Here is a 19,318-nt window from a genome sequence, read left to right on the forward strand (position 1 = left end):
TCAGCGGCCGGAAGATTTCCTGCGGATGCGGCTCAGTTGCGTAGGTGAAATTCCCAGGTAAGAAGCGATGTGGTATTGCGGGACGAGCGCCTCCAGCCCCGGCGACCGCTCACGGAAAAGCCGGTAACGCGCCTCCGCGTCCAGCTGCACGATCTCGATCTCGCGTTGCTCCTTGGCCACGAAGAACCCCTCCGCCAGGATGCGCGCCGCCCGCTCCAGGTCCGGACATCGATCGAACAACTGCAGGAAATGCCCGTAGGGTGCGGAAAGCACGGTACAATCCGTCAGCGCCTCCTGTTGGATCATGTTCGGCGCTCCCGTGATCAGCGACGCATAGCCCCCGATGAAGCAGGGCGCCGTGAAGAAATGCTTGTTGTATTCCTGTCCGGCGGCGTTCCGGTAATATGCCCGCATGACCCCTTCCGCCAGGAACCCGATCTCCCGCGCCAGCTGCCCTTCGCGGATGAAATGTTCCCCTTTGCCGAGGCGCCCTTCCGTAAACAATGGATGCACCCGCTCCCAGGTAGCTGGCGCGATCGGCGTCAAGTTGTCGAGGAAGTGATGGAGCTTATCATGTGGCATATCGGCGGGGCGGATTTGTTCCTAAATATACGGATTGACGTTGCGTAATCGCGGCAAAAACATAAATTCACCTACTTTTTAATGTTATACCTCCATGAAGACATTGACCCGGTTTATCGCTATCGCCTTATTCGCATCCACCGCCGTACAAATCGCTTCCGGTTGCGCGGCATTCCCGGACCGGCAGCAGGCATCCATCAAAGAACAACCCATTTCCCCCGATACCGGCAAAACGGCCGACCTGGTGTTGCTGGCGCGGGTTTGGGGCTACCTGAAGTATTTCTCGCCCGTTATCAGCGAACGCAACATCGATTGGGACAAAGTACTCATCGATCAACTGAAAGCGATGGATGAAAACCCCGCCGCCGGCGTGCTTCCGTCCATCCGCATGATGCTCGATTCTGCCGCCCCTTCCGCGCCATCCGGCCGGAAATCCGGTGCGAAGCAGCTCGCCGATGCGAAGGAAATCGAAAAAGTGAACGTAAACCACCAATGGATCGCATCCGCAAAGCAGCTCGGCCAGGCGGAAAAAGACCGCTTAACCGCATTGGCGGACTATTTCAAGCCGTTCAAAAATAAATACATCGTCACGCCGGACGTTTCCGGCTATCCGTCCCCCCAATTCAAGGAGGAGACATACGGGAAAGACTTCCTGCCCGAAAAGCATTTCCGCCTCCTGGCGCTGTTCCGCTACTGGAACATCATCGAATATTACCTTCCCGCCAAATACCAGCAGCAAGGCCAGTGGCCGGCGAAGCTGGCGCGCTTCATACCGGAATTCGCCGATGCCAATACCGATCGCGCCTATGCGCAGGCCTTGATCAGGCTCAACGCCGCCATTACGGACGGGCACAGTATCATGCCCACTTTCGCCAAATTCCCGGAATATGTACTGCCCGGCCGGCTCATCCGCTTGCCTTTTACCATGGCCGTTATCGGAGATACGGTTTTCGTGCATCAGACCGATTCCGGGTTTGCGGAATTGAGCGGGATCCGCCCGGGCGACAGGGTACACCACATCAACGGCACGCCCGTGATCCGCTATGTAGATGCTTTACGGGCCATGATGAGCGATCCGCGCAGGGAAATGAAGGATTACTACATTACCGTTTCGGGCATGCTGCGGATGATGCCGGCGAACGGCGATACGCTGAAAGTCGGTTATGAAAGCGGCGGCCAGTCCAAAACATTCCGGGCAAAGTATGGAGAAGAGGAGGTTGCGCGGTATCTGGCCATTGGCGCCAGGGCCTGGGCAAAGCAGCAGGAAGCGCAGAAACAGGAAGTGCCACCGCCGGCCATGCGGATGCTGGAAGGCGGTATCCTGTACATCGATCCTGCGAAATGGTCGGGCAAAATGGCGGATACCACGCGGCAATTGCTCGAAAAAGCCCAATCTCTAATTATAGAATGCCGCACCTATCCCAATTTCGATTTCATCAACTTCACCCATTTCCTGTTCAAAAAGCAGACGGAATGTATTTTATGGAACGGAACGATCAGCTACCCCGGCCTTACGAAAACGGTGGAATATAAGCGCGGTCCCGATCGTAAGGTCCATTTCAAAGGGAAAGTGGTGGTATTGATCGCGGAAAAGTCCGTCAGCCGGCCAGAAATGCTTACCATGATCGTGAAGGCCCGCAAAGGGAATACGGTGCTGATCGGCCGTACCACCGGTGGTGCCGACGGTGACGTCACCCAAATCCCCATGGTGGGCAACCAGGACATGCGTTTCGTGATCTCCGGCCTCGGCGTCCTCTATCCGGATGGCGGTTACACGCAAGGCATCGGCATCGCGCCCGACGTGGAAGTGCCGCTGACCGTTGCGGAATTCACCGGCGGGAAAGACGTTATCTTTCAACGCGCCCTTCAATACCTCGCCGCAAACCCCTGACCACCAGGTGTACAATAACAGGAAAGGCGCCCTCGTACGGGGCGCCTTTCCTGTTTATAAAAATTGCTTTGGAACTACAGACCGTCGTTCCAGTTCGGGTTCTGCGTCAGGATCTTGTTCGTCAGCTGCCGTTCCTGGATGGGGATCGGCTGGAGGTAATCCCTGTTTTCCTGGAAGGTTTTGGTGGTAGTGCGGTTGATCAGCACGTTACCGGCATTGTTTTCCAGCTCGATGTCCTTGCCCAGTTTGAAGTACTGGACACCTGCTACTGCGGGGCTCGGCTTATCGCCGGTGTAGATGTGCACGTCGATCTTGCCGTCGCGGTCGAGGTCGTACTGGCCAGCACCGGGGAAGTACATCCCTTTGAACTGGCGCACCACGCTCTGGCCGGATTGCCAGCGCATGAGATCGTTCCAGCGGTGGCTTTCCATCACCAGTTCGATCCTCCTTTCCCGGCGGATTTCGAGGATAACGCCTTTGTTGGCGCCGGTCACGGCCGGGTATTGCGCGGCCATGTAGGGGTCCGGGTTGGCATTGGCGGCCGCGAGGTCCAGGTTCGGCATGGCCACGCGCTCGCGGAGTTGCCCGATAGACGCGTTGATGTCGGCCTGTGTAAGCGTGCCCAGTTCAGCCTTGGCTTCGGCAAAGTTCAGCAACACTTCCGCGTAGCGGAAAATGGGCATGGAATTGATGGAGCGGTTGTAGGAGTCGAAAGACATGTCCGTTACGAACTTGATCAGCTGGTAGCCGGTTACGCTCGCGCCGAAATCGGGCACCAGCGGGTTATTGGTCCCGATGCGCGAATAACCCGGCGTGCGGATGGTTTGGGACAGGCGCGGATCGCGGTTTTGCGTTTCGCCGTAAAACGTGATCGTATCGTACCGCGGGATGTCCGTGAAGCGGGAACCGTCCGCCATGAGGTAACTGTTCACCAGCTCCTTGTCCAGCCCAGGCTTGCCGTAAGAGGAAGTGATCGTATAGTAGTTCACGTTATGCCAAACCGATAATTCGTTGCTGAAAGTCCGGGCCAGGATGATCTCGTCCTTATTCGGTGCGATGGAAGCGAACAGCTCGAGGTACGCCTTGTTGGGCGTGGATTTGTAGATTTTATACAGGCCGGTGCTCATCAGCTGTTGCGACGCGGCGGCCGATTTTTCCAGCAGCGCTTCCCAGCCGGCTTCGTTCCGGTATTTTTTCCAGGTCCCCTCGAACAGGCAAACGCGGCTCAGCAGGGCCATGGCGGTGTATTTGGATACCATTTCCGTGGATTGCGGGAAGGTGGCTACATCCATATTGGCGATAGCGAAATCCAGGTCGGCGATGATGGAGTCTACCACCACCTTGCGGGGCGATCTGGGCTTGGTGAGGGATTCCTTGTCCTGGTAATCGATAGCGTGGGTGTACCAGGGCACATCGCCGAAACGCTGCACCTTGTCGAAATAGAAGTAAGCGCGGAAGAATTTGGCCACGGCGGCAAACCGGTTCACCTGTGCCTGTGGCATCACGCGGTTGTAGTTGTCGAGGTAGTAATTGATCTTCCGCAGTTCCGTCCACGTCCAGTTACCACCGGTCAGGGGCACGGTGCGGCGGCCGGTCACCTGGTCGCTGAGCGACTGCTTCACCACGTTGTCGATATCTTCGTTGTATACGCCTTCGGCGGATGGGAATGCGCTGTAGAACGAGTTCAGGTAGAATTTCTGCTCGTTGTCGTTATTGAAATACTGGTCGGGCGCTACCTGCGAAAGCGGCTGCCGGTCCAGGAATTTGCTGCAGCTGCTGAAAAGCCCGGCCGCGGCAATGGCAAATATGGAAAGTTGCTTTTTCATTGTTGTTCGATTGATGGGTTAGAAAGACAGGTCCAGGCCGGCGGAGAACACTTTGCTGAACGGATATACACGGCCATTAGCTTCGGCGTTGGCCTGTTCCGGATCGATGTACTTGGAGTCCAGTTTGGTCCAGGTCAGCAGGTTGTCGCCGCTCACGTAAACGCGCAGGCGCGACAGTTTAATGCGCTTCAGCATCTGATCTGGCAGGGAATAGCCGAGGGTGAGGTTCTTCAGGCGGAGGTACGCCAGGTCGCGCATGTACTTGTCGTTGACGTTGGTGAGCGGGTTGTTGCCGTTGAGGGCGATGTAGCCGCGCAGGCGCGGGAAGTAGCTATCCTGGCCTCTTTCCGGCGTCCAAACCTTGTCGGGGAAGTCGGTGGGAAGGAAGGAGTAATACGGACGGCTGTAGGGGCCCCAGAATTTATCCGCGTTCGCGCCGGGATACCAGTCTCTTTTGCCGATGCCCTGGAAGAAGAACGACAGGTCGAAGCCGTTCCAGCTGGCGCCGCCGTTAAATCCATACGGGTAGCGGATCTGGTTGTTGCCGAGGCGCACGAGGTCGCCGTGGTCGCTCAGGGTGTTGAGGCCGTTATTGATGATGCCGTCGTTGTTGAGGTCTTTGAACTTCAGGTCGCCGGCGAGCAGTTTGTTGTACTGACCGGAGGCGGATTTGATGTTGGATCCCACCAGGTCCTGGTTCACTTTTGCCTGCCATGCGGCGGCTTCTTCATCGGAATTGAAGTACCCGTCGGTCACATATCCCCAGATCTCACCATATTTCTGGCCTACGTAATAATCGTTCAGGCGCTGGTTGTCGTTGGAGAACCGGGTGATCACGGAGCTGAAATCGCTCAGGTTGGCGCCGATGTTCCAGATGAAGGGTTTGCCGGCCAGGTCGAACGAGCTGTTATAGTTCACGCTGATCTCGAAACCTTTCGTGCGGAGGTCTGCCGCATTTTCCTGCGGTTCGCCGGTACCGAACACCACGGGCAGCGTTGCGCCCCTGGTGAGCATGTCTTTGGTGTCGCGGATATAGTAATCGAAGCTCAGGGTCAGTTTATTCTGGAACAGGCCTGCATCCAGGCCGAAGTTCTGTGAAGCCGTCTTTTCCCAGGTGAGGTTGGGGGAGATGGCGTTGGGCGAAGCCAGGTATTCCACTTTCTTGCCGCCTGCCACCCAATCGAGCGTACCGCGGTTCAGCAGCGGGATGTAGGGATATGCGCTGGAAGTGACCTGGTTGCCCAGCTGGCCATAGGAAGCACGGATTTTCAGATCGCTCAGCACGTTTTTAACGGGCTCGAAGAAGTTTTCCTCGCTGATCCTCCAGCCGCCGGAAACAGACGGGAAGAAGCCGAAACGGTTGCCTTTCGGGAAGCGGGAAGTACCGTCGTAACGGCCATTCACTTCAAAGAGGTATTTGCCTTTGTAATCGTAGTTGGCGCGGGCAAAATAGCCCAGCAGCGCCCATTCGCTCTGCGCACCGGAGATGGTGTAGTAGCCGGAACCGAGTCCGATGTCGTTCAGGTCTTGCGAGAGCAGGTCGCCGCGCTCGGAGGTGATGCGTTTGAACTGTTTCAGTTCCTGGTTGTAACCTGCCATGAATTTCACGTTGTGCTTGCCGTAGCTTTTGGTGAACTCGCCATAAGCGTTGGCTACGTGGTAGTAATCCTGGTTGGTTTCTTCGCGGAGGAAGTCGGGCCGGGGCACTTTGCTGATCACGCCGGGGTAGATGGAGTAGGGCGAGGAAGTCTGCCGGAAGCTGGCCGTGGTCGGGTTATCGTTATCCCGCGCAGGGTTCAGCGTGAAGGTGTAGTTGGCGTACAGGTTGATGTTGTCGTTGACCTTCACGGTTACGCCCCAGGTACTCATCAGTTCGTTCCAGCGTTGAACGCCTTTGTTTTTGCCGTAGAGCAGGTCGGAGAAGAGGCCGTCACCGATCTGGTAGTTGTTCAGGGCGGTGATGTAGGTGGCGGTGCCGTCGGGATTTTTCGGAACGTAGGAGGGGAGCGCGTGCACGGTGGAGTTCACGAAATTCGTGTTCGGGTCCCATCCCGGGTAGGTGTACTTGCCGATCATGAGCTGCGTGTTGTTAGAGAACGTCAGCCATTTGTTGGCGCGCACGGTGAGCTTGGTGCGCAGGTTGTAGGAGTTGTACACGTCGCGGTTCAGGCGCATCATGCCTTTTTTGTTGAACATACGGCCGGATACGAGGAAGTCCACTTTTTCCGTTCCGCCGGATATGCTCAGGCTATGCTCCATACCGTCTTGCGCAGGCAGGAAGAACTCGTCCCACCAATCAGTATTGCCATAATATACATACTGGTCTTTGTTATTCCGGCGGTCGATCACCACGGAGGGGAGCGATTTGTCGGTCTGGCGTTTCTTCAGCTCTTCCATGTCTTTGGGAGTATACCGCGTATAGGTGTTACCGGTAGTCACGAGGAAGGCTTCGTCGTTCAGCACGGCGGAAGTGTAGCCGTCGGTGATGAAGTCGGTGGAAACGGTGGAGTAGGATTTGTTGAAGTTGTTGCCGTAGTTCACGGTGAGTTTCCCTCTTTTGGCGGCTTTGGTGGTAACGAGCACCACGCCGAAAGCGGCGCGTGCGCCATAGATGGCGGCGGCTGCGGCGTCTTTCAGTACGGTAACCGTTTCAATGTCGCGCGGGTTCACGTTGTTCATGGAGCCGGGTACGCCGTCTATGAGCACCAGCGGCTGGGCGCCGGAGCTGAGCGGGTTGTTGCCGCGCACGTTGAACCGGCCGTTGGCGCCGGGGCGGCCGTCGGTGAACGTGATGTTCAGGCCGGGAACGGCGCCCTGCAGGGCTTGGGTGACGTTAGCTACGGGGCGGTTTTCGAAGGCTTCTGCGCCTACCTGGCTGATGGCGCCGGTGAGGTTCACTTTTTTCTGGGTGCCGTAACCTACCACTACCAGTTCGTTCAGGCCTTTTGCGGCGTCGGCGAGGGTGATGGCGGGAAGCGGGTTGTCGCCTGCCTGGAGGGTTTTCCCGGTAATCGATTGCGGTTCGAAGCCGATAAAGGTGAAAGTGATGGTAACGGGCGTGCCGGCAGGGAGGCCGGCGAGGCGGAATTTACCGGAAATGTCGGTAGCGGTGCCTTTCCGTTGGCCGTCCGGTGTTTTCACTTCCACGGAAACGCCGGGCAATGGTTCGTTTTTTTGGCTGGATACGGTCCCCGAGATCGAGGCTCCGCCTTGCTGGGCCAGTGCGGCCAATGGGAGGAGGCCTGTCAGGAACAGTCCCGCGCATAGTTTTCTAAGCATGTTGCGCATGATACAGTAGTTTATAGATTGATGTGTAAAGAGCATGAGAAGCCCTGCAGGCGCGGTGTTCCGCCCTGCGGGTAATGTATGCTGTCATGAATGTCCCGTTTGCGGCCGCAAGATTGGAATTAATCCAGCGCTCGCCTAACTTCCGAGGTTAAGGAACTATTAAAGAAATGTTAACCAATTGAAATAGTGGTGGCATTTGACGTGGATTTTGGTTTTAGTCTTGGTATTCAATAAATTATAACTCTCTTTTCTTTGGATTCTTTCAGGAATATGACCTCAGGGGCCTAAAGTACAGTAAAAATTTACAAATTAATAATGAAAAAGTAGGTGTGTTTGAAAGAAAAGGCAATAAAAGTGAAATACTGTTGAAATGTTATGAATAAAAAACGCCAGCCGGGGATGGACGTCCCCTGGCTGGCGGTTATGCAAATCGTTCGATCGACTTATTTGATCACCATCTGGATCGTATTCGCGGAACGCTGCTCCAGTAACACGTTCCGGTTTTTCGTCAGCTTGTCGATCAGCCCGTTCTGATAATGGCGGATCGTCAGCAACTCCAGTCCTTCGTTATAATTGATCCTATACCCGCCATGCAACGCCTTGATCAGCAGCTCGATCTTTTCCGGGTTGTTGTCGATCGCGCAGGAGAAGGTAATGGCCCCGTTCTGGGTCAGGTTGATCTTGATCTTCTTGTCGTGGAAGATCTCGTAAATCTCGCTGATCTTATCTTCCGTGATAAAGGAGAAATCCCGGGATGTGATGGAAATGAGCACCTGGTTTTTCTTCAGTACGATGATGGGCGGCAGTTTGCGGTCGTCCACGTCCTGGCGGATCACGGTGCCGGGGAGGCTCATATCCAGGAAGCACTTCACATACAGGGGTATTTGCTTGTTCTGCAACGGTTTGATCGTTTTGGGGTGGATCACCTGCGCGCCATAATACGCCATTTCGATCACCTCGTTATACGCGATCTCCGGGATGTCGATCGTATCGGGGAAAAGCTTGGGATCGGCGTTTTTCAGGCCGGTCACGTCTTTCCAGATCGTCTGGCTTTCGGCGTTGAGGAGGTTGGCGAACACCGCGGCGGAGAAGTCGCTTCCCTCGCGGCCGAGCGTCACGCTCTCGTTCTGGTCCGTGCTCCCGATGAAGCCCTGTGCGATCACGATATTGGCCGTATTGAAAAGCGGCAGCACCTTCTGGTTCACCTGCAGTTCGGTGATTTCCCAGTTGATGTTGGCGTCGCGGAAGTTATCGTCTGTCCGGAAAACGTCGCGCACGTCTACCCAGGTATTGGTAATGCCTACCTGGTTGAAATAGGCGCTTACGATAGCGGTACTGAGCAGTTCGCCCAGGCCCACCAGCTGGTCGTAATAGTAATCGTAGGAGCGGAGGGGCTTTTCTCCCAGCGTCCATTCCGCTTCGGTAAAGAATTGCTGCAACTGCGTGAACAGCGGATGCTCACGGTCGCCCAGCAGCGATTGCGCCACCTGGATGTGCTGCTGCTCGATGTTGAAGAGCAACTGCGCGGCGATCTCCCGCTTGCGCATAAAGTAGTTCTGGGCAACTTTCTCCAACTCGTTGGTGGTTTTGCCCATCGCCGAAATCACCACCAGCAGCTTGCCGGATGCGTTCGCTTCGATAATTTTTCCTACCTGCTGGATGCGCTCAATAGTTTCTAAACTTGCGCCGCCAAATTTGAAAACCTTCATACTTTGGTCCCTCTTCTTTATAAAAAATCTGCGGCAAAGTACGGCAACTTTAGAATTGATTAAAAATCCAACGGCCAAAAAATGACGTATTTCTTAAAAAGGACTGATTTCCCGTACCTTAGCCCGGCCAAAACCAATCAATTCAAACACGTTTATGAAATTCAACCGCCAAGTGATGAACCTGGACGAATTCACGATCCAGGACCTGAAAAACTATCCCGGCGCCACCGGCCAGCTGTCTGGCCTCCTGCGAGACATTGGCCTCGCGGCCAAGCGCGTGAATGTCGAAGTGAACAAAGCCGGCATCGCCGACATCCTCGGCGAAGCGGGCAAAACCAACGTCCAGGGAGAAGCCGTCAAGAAGCTCGACGAATTCGCCAACGACCAGATCATCGCTTCCCTTGCCAGCTCCATTTACTGTGCCGGCGTGGCTTCCGAGGAAAACGACACGTTCATCGCCTTCGAAGACGAATTTTCCATGAACTCCAAGTACGTGGTGCTCATGGACCCGCTCGACGGTTCCAGCAACATCGATGTCAATGTTTCCATCGGCACGATCTTTTCCGTGTACCGCCGCCTGTCGCCCAACGGCACGCCCTGTACGCTGGAAGACTTCCTGCAGCCGGGCTCCCAGCAGATCGCGGCCGGGTACATCATCTACGGCTCGTCTACCATGCTGGTTTACGCCACCCGCCGCACCCTCCAGGGCTTCACTCTCGACCCGTCCATCGGCGAATTCTGCCTGTCACATCCCGAACTCAAAGTGCCGGACGACAGCGATATCTTCTCCGTCAACATGGGTTATTATCACCTCTACGAGCCGAAAGTCCGCAACGCCATCGATCTTTTCGTGGCTACCGACCCGAAGCAGAAGATCTACCGGCACCGGTTCGTGGGCTGCATGGTCGCCGAAATCCACCGCACCCTCATCCAGGGCGGTATCTTCATGTACCCGGCTTTCGGGAAATATACGAACGGCCGCCTGCGGCTTTGCTACGAATGCAACCCCATGTCGTTCATCATGGAAAAAGCGGGCGGGATGTCCATTTCCGCCGGCAATCAGCGCCTGCTCGACGTAAAGCCGACCGAACTGCATGAGCGCATCCCCATTTTCATCGGCTCGAAGAGCATGGTGGAAAGGGTCCAGGAAGCGATCCGTTAATTTGGCGCGAATTTGGATAAGGCAATAATAGAACACCTAAAAAAATCGTTTAATCAACATGTTTAACCAACGTTATTGCAAAATCCTCTTCCTCGCCGCCGCAGTGATCACGGGCAGCTCCACCATGGCCTGCAGCAAACCGGTTACCGGTAGCGGCTCCACATCCGAACGCTCGGTGCGCAACGAGGGCGATATGGATGAAGACATCCTCTTCTTTGTCAACAAGTTCCGCCGGTCCAAAGGCCTCAAGCCCCTGGAACTGAACGGCGTTCTCAGCAAGGAAGCGCGCGGCCACAGTAAGGATATGGCCAGCGGGCGGACCGGTTTCGGGCACGAAGGCTTCGAATCCCGGATCGACGATATCTCCAAATCCATCGGTACCGTGCGCGCCGCCGCTGAAAACGTGGCTTATGGCAACCTGAGCGCCGAAGCAGTGGTAGACGGCTGGATCAAAAGTCCCGGCCACCGCAAAAACATGCTCGGCGATTTCAACCTCATCGGCATCGGAACGGCCAGGGGCAAAGGGAACATCGTTTTCTTCACCCAGATTTTCGTGAACAAGCCCGCCCCCCAGGCGAAGAAATAAAACTTGCTAACCTGTTTTATAACACAGCGGTTCCCCGGGCAGGGGAGCCGCTGTACTTTTTTTGTACCTCCCTGCCGTTTTTTGCCGTAATTTGGCGCCATGGAAAAACGCAGGATCATTGAGGTGAGAGACCTGGTGAAAACGTATGGCGATTTCACCGCCGTGAAAGGGATCAGTTTCGATGTGTACGAGAACGAAGTCTTCGGGCTCCTCGGCCCCAACGGCGCCGGCAAATCCACCACGCTCGAGATCATCGAGACCCTCCGCCCAAAAACCTCCGGCAGCGTCATGGTAGCGGGTTTGGACCTGGACAGGGACCCCGAGGCCATCAAGCAGATCATCGGCGTGCAGCTCCAGACGTCCGGGTATTACCCGAACCTCAACCTGGTGGAGCTGATCGACCTGTTCGGCGGATTGTACAATCAACCCGTAGACCCCATGGCCCTGCTGCGCGAATTCAACCTGGAAGACAAAGCCAAAGCCAAATACAAGGCGCTTTCGGGTGGACAAAAACAGCGTTTCTCCATCGCCACCACCCTCATCAACAAACCGCGCATCATTTTCCTGGACGAGCCCACCACCGGCCTCGATCCGCAGGCGCGCCGCAACCTCTGGACGCTCATCCAGCAGGTGAGGGCCAATGGCACAACGGTCGTGATCACCACCCACTACATGGATGAAGCCGAGTTCCTCTGCGACCGCTGCGCCATCGTAGACAGTGGCCGCATCATCGCCATCGACTCGCCCGACGCGCTGATAGACCAGCTCGTGGCAGGCGGTTTCGAGCGGAAAAAAGAAGTGAAAAAGGCCAGCCTGGAAGACGTGTTCATCCAGCTGACCGGTAAGGATCTGCGGGAAGACTGATTATTCGTCAACATGCATATCGCTCTTTTTTATGGAAGATTTACGCTATCCCATCGGCCGCTTTCACCCGCCGGCCATCATTAACGCGGAAGCCCGCAAACGCTACATCAACGACATCCGGCACCTGCCATCGCTCATCGAGCTGGCCGTGCAAACGCTCGACGAGCACCAGCTTCAAACGCCCTACCGCCCCGGCGGATGGACGGTGGCGCAGGTGGTGCATCACCTGGCAGACTCGCACATGAACGGTTTTACCCGGTTGAAACTGGCGCTCACGGAAGATAATCCTACCATCAAGCCCTACGACGAAGCCGCCTGGGCCGAACTGCCCGACGTACAATATACGCCCATCAACATATCCATCACCCTGCTTCATGCCCTGCATGCCCGTTGGGCGGCCGTGCTCGAGCATATGGAAGCGCGCGACTGGGACCGGACATTTTTCCATCCCGGCAACAACACTTCCAACACGCTGACGAAGCACCTGGCCAATTATTCCTGGCATGGGCTGCATCACCTGGCGCATATCGAAAAGCTGAAGGAAAGGGAAGGATGGAAGTAAAACGATTGAATTTTGAACTGGAAACTACTGCGATCAGAATACCTGTTCCGCGAGCCCTGGCTCACCGTGCGGAGAGACACATGTGAAACGCCTTCCGGCGTGTTGGTACCTGAATATTATGTGCTCGAGTACCCGGATTGGGTGAACGCGATGGCCGTTACCGACGATGGAAATGTGATCCTCGTCCGCCAGTACCGCCACCCCGTCGGGAAAGTACTGCTGGAAATCCCCGGCGGCGTGATGGACCCGGAAGACGGATCGCCTGAAATCGCCATGCGCCGCGAGCTGCTGGAGGAAACGGGCTATGTGTTCGATGAGATGCATTTCCTCGGGACCACGTCCCCCAATCCTTCCACCCATACCAACCGCGTATTCATGTACCTGGCTACGGGCGGGAAGAAAATCCAGGAGCAGCAGCTCGATTTTAACGAGGAGATCGACGTGGAAATCGTTACCATAGCGGAATTGGAGGCGCGGCTGGCGCAGAACGCGTTTTTTCAGTCGCTGCATTGCACCTGCCTGTTTTATGGTTTGATGAAGTGGAAGGAATTGCGATCCAAATAAAGAAGGACAGCCGCTCCCCGCAGCTGTCCCCTCATGCATGCTGAAAATGCCGGTTATTTCTGGACCGGCTTGTGCTCCACGTTCACGGTGGCGCCGTTTCCGTTCACCACGCGGTACGTAAAAATCTCTTTGGTCAGTTTCACGACGTCCACCACACGGGTGTAATTCCGGGTGCGCGATACGAGGATGCGCTTGGAATTGTCGGGCGTGATGAAGTAATAACCCTCATCGCCGCGGGGCGTTCCGTCTTTGTTGTAGAAAACGTAGTTGCCGTTGGGAAGGTAATCGGCGAGGCCTACGAAGCCCATGTTGGCGGCGGTCACGTCTTTGCCTACGGAATCGGTGACTACCGTGGTGACCCATCGGGTGGAGGACAGGATTTCGTTACCGGATTTGGCAGGCTCGGGCGCCGGCGCATCGTCTTTGCTGCAGGAGGCGAAAGTGAATGCGGCGATGGCGATTGGCAATACAGTTCTCAGTCTTGGATGCATCAGGCTTCGTTTTTGGTGATGCATCAAAACTACCGGAACCCCGCGGCTCCGGCGGGTGTTTAAAATCGAAAATCGGGTACTTTCTGAATCTAGGGTTTTTGCGGCATATCTCCTACGATGAAGCAGCTTCCGCAAACGAGGATCATATCGTTTTCGCCGGCGGCGGCTTTGGCGGCGGCGTACGCTTCGGGGACGCCGGTGTATGAATTTCCCTGTAACCCTTCCTGGCTGGCCATTTCCAGCAGTTCTTTTTCGTCGAGCGCACGGGGGATCTGGGCACGGGTGAAGTAATACGTCGCGTCCTGCGGGAATAAACGCAATGCGGCGGGCACGTCTTTGTCTTTCACGAAACCCGTCACGATATGTAACTTTTCGAATTTTACAAGGGAAAGCTGTTCGAGGATGGCGCGAATGCCGGCTTCGTTATGGCCTACGTCCAGCACCGTGTAGGGCTGCCGGCCGATCACTTCCCATCTTCCGCCCAAGCCCGTCAGCCGTTTTACATTTGCCAGTCCCTTTTCCACGGCTTCCTGCGTAAGCTGGTAGCCTTCCTGCCGGAGGATGTTCACGCCGGCCAGCACGCCCAGGAGGTTTTTTTCCTGGTAATGCCCCGGCAGATCGAGGCGGTAGGTGGATGTGGGCTCGCCTGAGGCGGAAGCAACGGTAACGGTGAGCATTTCCTGGCCCGGTTCGCTTTTAACGATGGTGTATTGCTTGTCGGCGAAAAGGATCGGGGCGTTGTGGAGGTCTGCCATTTCGCGGAAAACGCCCTCGGGCCCGGCCTGCGTTTCGCTGATCACCACCGGCGTATCCGGCTTGATGATCCCGGCTTTTTCCCTCGCGATCAGTTCCGGCGTATTGCCGAGGATGTGGGTATGGTCGAGGCTGATATTGGTAATGATGGAAAGGAGGGGAGAAATGATGTTGGTACTGTCTAACCGTCCGCCAAGCCCGGTTTCGATGATGGCGATATCGACGCCTTCTTCCGCGAACCACTGGAACGCCATGGCCACGGTCACTTCGAAGAACGAGGGGTCGATGGTTTCGATGTGCTGTTTGATCTCCTCCGTGAAAGTGACCACTCTTTGTTCAGGGATCATTTCGCCGTTGATGCGGATGCGTTCCCGGAAATCGTGCAGGTGGGGGGAGGTGTACAGGCCCGTTTTGTATCCGGCCGACTGGAAGATGGCGCTGAGCATGTGGCTGGTGGATCCTTTCCCGTTGGTGCCCGCGATATGGACAGCAGGGAATTTTGCTTCGGGGTGGCCGAGCACGCCGCAAAGCAGGCGGATGTTGAGCAGGTCGTTTTTCAGCGCGGAAGCCCCCAGCTTGCTGAACATCGGGAGCCGGCTGTACAAGTAATCGATCGTTTGCTGATAGTTCATGGATACCTCGCTAAATAGTGGGGCAGCCCAGGTTGCGCCGGCGTTTGCGGTACGTTCCGTCACTGCCTTTGTCCCACGACCATTTACTGAAACGGATGGGAACTACGCGCAAAGCTACGAATACATCCGCATGATTGATCATCCGGCGGGCGAGGGTGGAAAAGATGGAGGCAGACCCGATCACCAAAGGCCCCGCGCGCAGGGCAAATCCCGCATCCGCCTGTCCGTACCTGTTTACCGAAACCGGGAGGTAAACGCCCAGGTTGCGGAGCTCGTACCGCGGCGTGACGGTCAATTGTGTAAGGGCGCTCGTCTTGTTATCGTCTTTCTCCCCGCTGTTCAATGCCAGCGTGGCGCTTGCGCTCAGGAAAAACCTGTCGTTGAGGTTGTAATCGCCGAACAGGTTGAGCGAAGTGGGGAGGTTCATGTAATACGTTTCTTCGTTTTCCATGGGTGTAAACATCGTGGCGAGGCGCGTCGCATACCGCCGCATGCTTTCGCCCCGCTGCTTGTTCAGCGAGCGGACGATCACGTTGTTCGCTGTCATGTCCAGGTTCGCCGAAGCCATGGCCTTTTTGTATTTGATGCCGCCGATATCTACGATAGACACGCCGAACCGGGCTTTCCAGGTATCCGCGTCGGGATTCCAATCTGGCCCGCCTTCGTGCATACTGCCAAACCCGTCGTTATCCGGCCGCCATTCGTACACTACCCCGATATCCGCCCCGATGCCGGGGTTCTGGAAGGGTTTGTAGTAAGACGACCAGCTGTCGTTGCTCGTGTATTCATCCATCTCCTCGTTGTAGGCGTAATACACTTTTGCGCTGTTGATATCGGCCAGTTCCGTGGTGTTGAAAGTAAAAGATGCGTCGCGCACCACCGTGTAAGCGGATGCCTGTCCACCGAGGTATTTCAGCGTAATCCCCGCTTTCCAGCGATGGTCGCCTTCGTCTTTGATGACGCGGGAATAGCTGAACCCGAATTCGTTCCAGGCATGACCGTTGCCCGCCGCGAATTTAGCGGCGAAGTTGCGGTTGGTGAAGCGGGGATTGGGGTAGTTGAGCGCGAAGAAATTGGCGATGTTGGTTTCCACGCCGCCGGCATTGGCCGATCCGCGCACGCGCCATGTGAACGCGACGGACTGTTTCTCGTCGATGGAAAACAGGACGGACGGCAGCATGATCTCCCCGCTGCCCCAACCGTATTGCCGGCGGGTGGCGTTAGTGTCGGGGATATAGTCGACGTTCCGTACCAACTTTTCCTGGCTGGAAAAAAGGGAGGATTTAACGAAGGAATAATACGTATTGCCGGCCTTCACATCCGCCCCTACGATATTCACGTCCCACTTGTACCGCGACCCGGCGCCGAGGGCCGGGTTGAACGGAATGGCGTGGACGCCTGCGTACTGGCTCGTATGATAGCCGGTAAATACCTGTGCCTGCGCTGAAACAGCGGTCAGCAGGCACAAAGCGAGATATCGGAGACGTGAATTGCGCATAGAATAGTACAAGGTATAGGTAATAACGTGAAAATCCGAAGGATATTACCGTACTGTCGTTCCTGCGGCCTGAAACAGAAGCGGATGGCGCCGGACTGATTTTCGGGGGCATCCTGGTTTTGTGACAGCCTCGCAGGGTGAAAAGCCGGCGAATATTGTCCTGGTTAGTTACTTGTGGTTTAAAGGCAGGATCACATCGTGCCGGAAGGTCCATTCGCTTGCGGCTGGTGGTTCACCGGCGCGAAAACTTAAAATCCCCTAAATCCCGACTTATCGTATCTACTGCGCGAACGCTGCCGGACTGTTTTTCAGTGCATCGCAGCTAGTATTGTACTGGGTTCCCAGTGTAAACCGGTGCAGCATACCAGCGGAACGGCTTTTATCGCGGTTTGAAATAAAACCGGATAGGCCCGAATTGTTCTTCCGGCGCTTCCTGGCTCACATTATATTTTATCCGCAAGGCTGCTTCCTTTGCTTCGCGGATAGCAGCGGGATTGCTGATGGTGGAACCACGGAGATTATGCGTGGCGCTGACTACATTCCCGTTACGGTCCACTTTAATGTTGATGGCCACATATCCGGTTTCGTTCCCGTCCCATTCAACGGACGGGCGGTTCACGAGCGTGCGCCCGGCGAGCCGGAAATCCGACGCACCGCGGCCTGCACCGGGTGTGCCGGTGTAGGCGCCGCCATTGGGGCTGCCGCCGATGACGCCACGGTCTCCGGGTTTGCCGGTATTGCCTTCCCCGGTGGAGTTATTGGAGCCGTCGGCCCCGTTGCCGCTATTGGCCGCGTTACCCGTTCCGCCGGTGAATACGGCTTTGGGTTTCGGTTTCGGGGCAGGGGGAACGGGTGCGGGAGGCGCTTCCGCTTTGGGCTTGGGCGCTTTTACCGGCTTGGGCTCGAGTGTTTTAGCGATTTCTTTGGGTTTGACGTTGACAGGCTTCACCGGCTGCTTGATCACTTCCGGCGCCTCGGCCTCGTCGGACGTGGCCAGTTCCTGCGAATTGCTGTTGTCCGCTTTCGAAGCGGCGGCAGGCTGCGGCGTGGAAGGCTCCGGCTGGGCGGCTGCGGGCGGATTGGGATTGAGCGGCTGCTCGTCGCCCATACCGTCGTCAGACGTTCCGAGGTTTACTTCGATGCCCATGTCCTGGTCGGGCAGCGGCGGCGGCACGTCGAGGCTCACCATCACCAGTGCCACTAACAGCAAGGCATGTACGCCGATCGTGATGCCGGCGGCTTTTATATTTTTGGATTTGTTTTGCTCTGTCATGGTGTTCCAAAGTTAATATTTTTTTCCGGTGGAGGGAATGCCCCCGTTCCCGGCTGCAAATACCCTGCCGCGCCTGTCATTTACAAATGCGGTTTGTCATTTCCGGCCGGGTAAATGTAAGTAAGCGGTGTAATTTGCGGTACATTATGTTCGACAAGACAATTTCCTTGTACAGAAGCGCCTACGGCGGTATTCCGCGAAAAGTCTGGCTGCTGGCGACCGTGCTGCTGATCAACCGCGCCGGCGCCATGGTGATCCCCTTTCTCACGCTGTATCTTACCACGCAGCTTCATTTTTCGCTGGAGCAGGCGGGAATTGTCATGACGGTCTATGGCATCGGCTCGATCCTCGGATCCCTGCTGGGCGGTAAACTGACGGATAGCATCGGTTTTCACCCGGTGCAGTTCTGGAGCCTGGCGATGCACGGCGTGATGTTCCTCGTGCTTTCGCGTATGGATACCTTCCCGCAGTTCGCCGTTACGGTTTTTGTGCTGGGAATGGTAGGCGATGCCTTCCGCCCCGCCAACTTCGCGGCGGTAGCGCATTACAGCGATGCCACCACGCGCCTGCGCTCATATTCCCTGCTCCGCCTGGCGTCGAACCTGGGCTGGGCGGTAGGTCCCGCGGTAGGCGGGGTGCTGGCCACGATCAGCTACAATATGCTTTTCTTCGCCGACGCATTTTCCTGCCTCTCGGCGGCGCTCCTGCTGAAATTGTTCCTCCGTCCCGGGAAAACTTCGGAAAATATCGTGCATCAAGCGCCCGCGGGTGAAGCCAATATGTCTGCCTGGCGGGATAAACGCTATCTCTTCTTCATCCTGCTCGTCACGTTCAACGCCATCTGCCTTTTCCAGATGTTCAACATCGTTCCGGTGTACCTCAAAACCGTGGTGCACATGGATGAGAGCATGATCGGCCTGGCGATTTCGACCAACGGCATCCTGATCGCGCTCATCGAAATGATCCTCGTGTTCAAGCTGGAAAACCGCCGGCCCAACGAGTACTACATCTGCATCGGCGCCCTCCTCATGGGACTGGCCTACGTGATCTTCAACTTCGTGCCGCCCGTGGCCGCTGTGGCCTATCTCCACATCGTACTTTTCTCGGCCGCCGAAATGATGACCCTGCCGTTCATGAACAACTTCTGGATCAACCGCGCCCAGGCCCACAACCGCGGCCAGTATGCGGGCCTTTACACGGTCGCGTTTTCATGCGCCACGATCCTCGCGCCCACATTAGGCGCTTTCGGCGTGGAACATTTCGGGTTCCGCGACTGGTGGTGGGCGGTAGGCGGCATCAGCCTGCTCACTTTCTTCGGGTTCCGCTGGATGCTGAAAAATACATCCACCCCTCCGGCGGCATCCGCGCCCACGCCCGAGCCCAACCCGGCTCCTGAAGCAGCCGTGGCCTGACCGGACATGCCCACGGAACATGCATTCTCGTATCCACCGGAAATCCAGGCACCGGCACAACGCATCGCAGCGTGAACTTCACTTCACCAGGCGGCATTATTTCATCAGCAAATGTTCATGCAAAAGGCTTTCCGCATCCACCGAAAAAAAATTCCCTTGACAATACTTCGTTCCAAAAACAAAAGCCCTCATCCAGCGATGAGGGCTTTTTTATCGTGCGTAATT

Annotated in this window: 15 protein-coding genes; 7 read left to right on the top strand and 8 right to left on the bottom strand. The window is 56.2% G+C overall.

Going from position 1 to position 19,318, the window contains the following annotated elements; translation table 11 throughout:
- The gene (locus tag ACQKLP_RS11455) at positions 1–582 is read right to left on the bottom strand and encodes a Crp/Fnr family transcriptional regulator (RefSeq protein WP_427322891.1); all 582 of its coding nucleotides are present in this window, start codon (positions 580–582) and stop codon (positions 1–3) included.
- Between the two features lie 94 nt (positions 583–676).
- Between ACQKLP_RS11455 and ACQKLP_RS11460 the strand changes: the two genes are divergently transcribed.
- A complete protein-coding gene (locus ACQKLP_RS11460; protein ID WP_427322892.1) occupies positions 677–2,473 on the top strand; it encodes a S41 family peptidase in 1,797 nt (598 codons plus the stop codon).
- A gap of 74 nt (positions 2,474–2,547) precedes the next feature.
- Here ACQKLP_RS11460 and ACQKLP_RS11465 read toward each other — a convergent pair whose 3' ends face one another.
- The 3 genes from ACQKLP_RS11465 to ACQKLP_RS11475 form a co-directional block, all read right to left on the bottom strand.
- The gene (locus ACQKLP_RS11465) at positions 2,548–4,299 is read right to left on the bottom strand and encodes a RagB/SusD family nutrient uptake outer membrane protein (RefSeq protein WP_427322893.1); all 1,752 of its coding nucleotides are present in this window, start codon (positions 4,297–4,299) and stop codon (positions 2,548–2,550) included.
- Between the two features lie 18 nt (positions 4,300–4,317).
- Positions 4,318–7,587 carry a SusC/RagA family TonB-linked outer membrane protein gene (locus tag ACQKLP_RS11470; RefSeq protein ID WP_427322894.1) on the bottom strand — a complete coding sequence of 1,090 codons (3,270 nt, stop codon included), beginning with the start codon at positions 7,585–7,587 and terminating at the stop codon, positions 4,318–4,320.
- Positions 7,588–8,030: 443 nt separating this feature from the next.
- The gene (locus ACQKLP_RS11475; RefSeq protein ID WP_341839122.1) at positions 8,031–9,296 is read right to left on the bottom strand and encodes an aspartate kinase; all 1,266 of its coding nucleotides are present in this window, start codon (positions 9,294–9,296) and stop codon (positions 8,031–8,033) included.
- A 154-nt stretch (positions 9,297–9,450) separates the two neighbouring features.
- On the opposite strand from ACQKLP_RS11475, the gene fbp reads away from it, so the two are divergent.
- The 5 genes from fbp to ACQKLP_RS11500 all read left to right on the top strand — a co-directional run bounded on the left by fbp (position 9,451) and on the right by ACQKLP_RS11500 (position 13,034).
- Positions 9,451–10,458, top strand: a complete 1,008-nt coding sequence (gene fbp / locus ACQKLP_RS11480) for a class 1 fructose-bisphosphatase (RefSeq protein WP_427322895.1) — start codon at positions 9,451–9,453, stop codon at positions 10,456–10,458.
- Positions 10,459–10,516: 58 nt separating this feature from the next.
- The gene (locus ACQKLP_RS11485; RefSeq protein ID WP_427322896.1) at positions 10,517–11,044 is read left to right on the top strand and encodes a CAP domain-containing protein; all 528 of its coding nucleotides are present in this window, start codon (positions 10,517–10,519) and stop codon (positions 11,042–11,044) included.
- 99 nt (positions 11,045–11,143) lie between these two features.
- Complete coding sequence (locus ACQKLP_RS11490) at positions 11,144–11,908, top strand: ABC transporter ATP-binding protein (protein WP_427322897.1); 765 nt, start codon at positions 11,144–11,146, stop codon at positions 11,906–11,908.
- Positions 11,909–11,939: 31 nt separating this feature from the next.
- Positions 11,940–12,470, top strand: a complete 531-nt coding sequence (locus ACQKLP_RS11495; protein ID WP_427322898.1) for a YfiT family bacillithiol transferase — start codon at positions 11,940–11,942, stop codon at positions 12,468–12,470.
- A gap of 12 nt (positions 12,471–12,482) precedes the next feature.
- Entirely contained in the window at positions 12,483–13,034 is a 552-nt protein-coding gene (locus ACQKLP_RS11500; RefSeq protein ID WP_427322899.1) for an NUDIX hydrolase, read from the top strand.
- A 53-nt stretch (positions 13,035–13,087) separates the two neighbouring features.
- Here ACQKLP_RS11500 and ACQKLP_RS11505 read toward each other — a convergent pair whose 3' ends face one another.
- From ACQKLP_RS11505 to ACQKLP_RS11520, 4 genes are all read right to left on the bottom strand, one after another.
- Complete coding sequence (locus tag ACQKLP_RS11505) at positions 13,088–13,525, bottom strand: DUF4822 domain-containing protein (protein ID WP_427322900.1); 438 nt, start codon at positions 13,523–13,525, stop codon at positions 13,088–13,090.
- 89 nt (positions 13,526–13,614) lie between these two features.
- Positions 13,615–14,910 (bottom strand): bifunctional folylpolyglutamate synthase/dihydrofolate synthase, encoded by a 1,296-nt coding sequence (locus ACQKLP_RS11510; protein ID WP_427322901.1) that lies wholly within the window; start codon positions 14,908–14,910, stop codon positions 13,615–13,617.
- 10 nt (positions 14,911–14,920) lie between these two features.
- Complete coding sequence (locus ACQKLP_RS11515) at positions 14,921–16,408, bottom strand: DUF5723 family protein (protein ID WP_427322902.1); 1,488 nt, start codon at positions 16,406–16,408, stop codon at positions 14,921–14,923.
- Positions 16,409–16,787: 379 nt separating this feature from the next.
- Positions 16,788–17,681, bottom strand: coding sequence for a hypothetical protein (locus ACQKLP_RS11520; RefSeq protein ID WP_427322903.1), 894 nt, complete (start codon positions 17,679–17,681; stop codon positions 16,788–16,790).
- A 146-nt stretch (positions 17,682–17,827) separates the two neighbouring features.
- On the opposite strand from ACQKLP_RS11520, the gene ACQKLP_RS11525 reads away from it, so the two are divergent.
- Positions 17,828–19,093, top strand: coding sequence for an MFS transporter (locus ACQKLP_RS11525; RefSeq protein WP_427322904.1), 1,266 nt, complete (start codon positions 17,828–17,830; stop codon positions 19,091–19,093).
- Positions 19,094–19,318 lie beyond the last annotated feature (225 nt).

Origin of the sequence: Chitinophaga sp. NPDC101104, assembly GCF_050277495.1 — a bacterium.
In the GTDB taxonomy this organism is placed as follows: domain Bacteria; phylum Bacteroidota; class Bacteroidia; order Chitinophagales; family Chitinophagaceae; genus Chitinophaga.

Bases quoted from the DNA above. Each gene is read 5' to 3' on its own strand.
- ACQKLP_RS11455 (WP_427322891.1), bottom strand. From the start codon at position 582: ATGCCACATGATAAGCTCCATCACTTCCTCGACAACTTGACGCCGATC.
- ACQKLP_RS11460 (WP_427322892.1), top strand. From the start codon at position 677: ATGAAGACATTGACCCGGTTTATCGCTATCGCCTTATTCGCATCCACC.
- ACQKLP_RS11465 (WP_427322893.1), bottom strand. From the start codon at position 4,299: ATGAAAAAGCAACTTTCCATATTTGCCATTGCCGCGGCCGGGCTTTTC.
- ACQKLP_RS11470 (WP_427322894.1), bottom strand. From the start codon at position 7,587: ATGCGCAACATGCTTAGAAAACTATGCGCGGGACTGTTCCTGACAGGC.
- ACQKLP_RS11475 (WP_341839122.1), bottom strand. From the start codon at position 9,296: ATGAAGGTTTTCAAATTTGGCGGCGCAAGTTTAGAAACTATTGAGCGC.
- fbp (WP_427322895.1), top strand. From the start codon at position 9,451: ATGAAATTCAACCGCCAAGTGATGAACCTGGACGAATTCACGATCCAG.
- ACQKLP_RS11485 (WP_427322896.1), top strand. From the start codon at position 10,517: ATGTTTAACCAACGTTATTGCAAAATCCTCTTCCTCGCCGCCGCAGTG.
- ACQKLP_RS11490 (WP_427322897.1), top strand. From the start codon at position 11,144: ATGGAAAAACGCAGGATCATTGAGGTGAGAGACCTGGTGAAAACGTAT.
- ACQKLP_RS11495 (WP_427322898.1), top strand. From the start codon at position 11,940: ATGGAAGATTTACGCTATCCCATCGGCCGCTTTCACCCGCCGGCCATC.
- ACQKLP_RS11505 (WP_427322900.1), bottom strand. From the start codon at position 13,525: ATGCATCCAAGACTGAGAACTGTATTGCCAATCGCCATCGCCGCATTC.
- ACQKLP_RS11510 (WP_427322901.1), bottom strand. From the start codon at position 14,910: ATGAACTATCAGCAAACGATCGATTACTTGTACAGCCGGCTCCCGATG.
- ACQKLP_RS11515 (WP_427322902.1), bottom strand. From the start codon at position 16,408: ATGCGCAATTCACGTCTCCGATATCTCGCTTTGTGCCTGCTGACCGCT.
- ACQKLP_RS11520 (WP_427322903.1), bottom strand. From the start codon at position 17,681: ATGACAGAGCAAAACAAATCCAAAAATATAAAAGCCGCCGGCATCACG.
- ACQKLP_RS11525 (WP_427322904.1), top strand. From the start codon at position 17,828: ATGTTCGACAAGACAATTTCCTTGTACAGAAGCGCCTACGGCGGTATT.